Annotated in this window: 1 pseudogene; it reads left to right on the top strand. The window is 57.3% G+C overall.

From position 1 onward, the window contains the following. Positions 1 to 2795 (top strand): annotated as a pseudogene (locus AZF04_RS22050) (beta strand repeat-containing protein); the annotation flags it as partial.

Below are 2795 nucleotides of genomic sequence, written 5' to 3'. Positions count from 1 at the left end.
TCACCGGACCAATCGGTGTAACTGGAGTGACAGGACCAACAGGGTCAACTGGAGCTACTGGGGTAACTGGGTCTACGGGTCCGACAGGGCCAACGGGAGTAACAGGATCAACAGGTATTACTGGAGCAACAGGGCCAACCGGGGTGACAGGATCAACAGGAATCACGGGAGCCACTGGTTCAACCGGATTAACCGGTTCGACTGGATCTACAGGGGTTACCGGAGTAACCGGGGTGACAGGATTAACAGGAACCACTGGTTCGACTGGAGTAACAGGACCTACCGGAGCAACAGGGGCTACAGGGGTAACGGGAGTAACGGGCCCAACGGGAGTCACCGGTCCGACAGGAGCCACAGGGTCGATTGGAATAACCGGGATAACCGGAATAACCGGACCGACAGGAGCAACTGGAGCCACCGGTGTCACTGGAATAACAGGAGCAACTGGAGTAACGGGACCTACAGGAATCACAGGAGCAGCGGGGTCAACAGGACCTACAGGTGCTACAGGAATAATAGGTTCAACGGGGGCCACAGGACCTGCAGGGACAACTGGAGTCACAGGAACCACGGGAGCAACAGGAGTAACAGGCGCTACCGGAGCAACAGGGGTAACGGGAGTCACTGGGATGACTGGAACCACGGGACCTACCGGTCCAACCGGTTCGACTGGTGTTACAGGCACGACTGGAATCACCGGACCAATCGGAGTCACTGGACCGACAGGAGTAACAGGAACCACGGGTCCAATCGGAGCCACAGGTACAACAGGGATTACTGGGGTCACAGGGACAACGGGTGTAACCGGTGCTACCGGAGTCACTGGGCCTACCGGTCCAACCGGAGTAACAGGAGCAACAGGTTTAACAGGAGTCACTGGACCGACCGGCCCAACCGGCTCAACGGGAGTTACAGGAGTAACCGGGCCTACCGGAGTAACTGGTGTGACCGGCCCAACTGGGATCACAGGAGTTACTGGTGTAACGGGAGCCACGGGTTCGACTGGAGTAACCGGCCCCACAGGTCCAACCGGTCCTACAGGAGTGACAGGGATAACAGGAGATACGGGAGTAACCGGGCCTACTGGAGTCACGGGAATAACCGGAGTCACCGGGATAACCGGACCTACCGGTCCGACAGGAGCAATAGGACTAACGGGTGCAACAGGAATCACCGGACCAATCGGTGTAACTGGAGTGACAGGACCAACAGGGTCAACTGGAGCTACTGGGGTAACTGGGTCTACGGGTCCGACAGGGCCAACGGGAGATCACCGGACCAATCGGTGTAACTGGAGTGACAGGACCAACAGGGTCAACTGGAGCTACTGGGGTAACTGGGTCTACGGGTCCGACAGGGCCAACGGGAGCCACTGGTTCGACTGGTGTCACAGGGCCTATCGGAGCAACAGGTACAACTGGTCCAACGGGACCGACGGGAGCCAACGGTGCAACTGGAGTCATTGGAGTAACAGGACCCACAGGTGTNACAGGGCCTATCGGAGCAACAGGTACAACTGGTCCAACGGGACCGACGGGAGCCAACGGTGCAACTGGAGTCATTGGAGTAACAGGACCCACAGGTGTCACAGGAGCCACGGGACCTACCGGTCCAACAGGAGCAACAGGAGCAACAGGGATAACGGGTCCTACTGGTGTAACAGGCCCGACAGGAGTAACAGGAGTCACTGGGATGACTGGAACCACGGGACCTACCGGTCCAACAGGAGCAACAGGACCAACAGGAGTGACAGGACCAACAGGGGTAACCGGACTAATTGGAGTGACGGGTGTTACCGGGGCCACAGGAATAACAGGAGTCACAGGGCCAACTGGAGCAACAGGTCTAACTGGAATAACAGGAGCCACTGGCGTAACTGGCGTTACCGGCTCAACGGGTCCAACAGGAGTGACAGGTCTAACTGGACCAAGCGGAGTGACAGGAACCACTGGTCCAACGGGATTAACAGGGATAACAGGGGTAACTGGAGCCACAGGAGAAACGGGTCCTACTGGTGTAACAGGAGCAACCGGAGTAACTGGATCTACGGGGGTAACGGGCTCAACAGGTATTGCTGGGGTAACTGGAGTCACTGGATCGACAGGTGTAACAGGGACGACTGGAGTCACAGGACCTACCGGACCAACTGGTATTACTGGAGTCACCGGGGTGACTGGAGCAACTGGTGCTACCGGTGTCACTGGAGTGACAGGACCAACAGGGTCGACTGGTGCTACTGGGGTAACAGGGCCAACGGGAGTCACAGGGTCAACAGGTATTACTGGAATAACAGGCCCAACAGGAGCTACCGGAGTAACAGGAGCTACTGGAGTAACCGGCCCAACAGGAGCTACAGGAGCAACAGGTCTAACAGGAGTCACTGGGCCTACAGGAGTGACAGGGATAACAGGCCCAACCGGGGTAACTGGAGTAACAGGGTCAACTGGAATAACAGGAACCACGGGACCAACGGGTTCAACTGGGGCTACCGGGGTAACTGGAGTAACGGGTCCTACTGGAGTCATAGGGGTGACAGGAGTAACAGGTCCGACAGGAGCAATAGGACCAACGGGAGCCACAGGGAGTACAGGAGTAACCGGAGCACGAGGTCCAACAGGGATTCAAGGAATCAGAGGAATAACGGGAGCACGAGGTCCAACAGGAATTCAAGGAATCAGAGGAATAACRGGAGCRCGAGGTCCGACGGGAATTCAGGGAATCAGAGGGATAACAGGAGCACGAGGTCCGACGGGAATTCAGGGAATCAGAGGGATAACAGGAGCACGAGGCCCGAC

It is taken from the genome of Alkalihalobacillus trypoxylicola (genome assembly GCF_001590785.1).
GTDB classification, from domain to species: Bacteria; Bacillota; Bacilli; order Bacillales; family Bacillaceae_D; genus Alkalihalobacillus; species Alkalihalobacillus trypoxylicola.
This window is presented reverse-complemented; position numbering and strand designations above follow the sequence as displayed.